Genomic DNA, 388 nt, shown 5'->3' on the forward strand with positions numbered 1-388 from the left:
GCTTGTACCCGCACAACGAACTTTGGAATGCAGACTTGGGAATTCTATGGAGTTGCGGCCATCCTGTACTATGGGGATGGAAGCGTCACTAGGCTTCTACGCGTTGGTACAGGAGCTTATGAAAAGTATGACAAAGAAGGTTCATGGAACGCCACATACCTTTTCTTCGATGACGGTGACCAGTTGCTTGTTCGCTTGTTGGCAAGACCGGGTTTGTTGATACGGGAGGAAAACCCACGCGCTCCGATGGAAAAAGGTGTTTTTCTGTTTAACGGGTCCTGTGAGACATTGTGGGAGAATGGATAGTGGAAATCCTTTTCATACTTATCGCCCTGATTGCGACTCTAGTCATCTTGTACCAGCTTTTCGCGCTGATCGACGATATGGC

The 388-nt window shown here is 48.2% G+C and carries 1 protein-coding gene; it reads left to right on the forward strand.

Annotated features, from left to right (window positions below):
* Positions 1-306, forward strand: a 306-nt coding sequence (locus tag Q4528_RS12785; RefSeq protein WP_303521852.1) for a hypothetical protein, incomplete at its 5' end; no start/stop codon positions are given.
* Positions 307-388: the final 82 nt, after the last annotated feature.

The sequence above is a fragment of the Staphylococcus pasteuri genome (assembly GCF_030547725.1).
GTDB lineage: Bacteria > Bacillota > Bacilli > Staphylococcales > Staphylococcaceae > Staphylococcus > Staphylococcus pasteuri.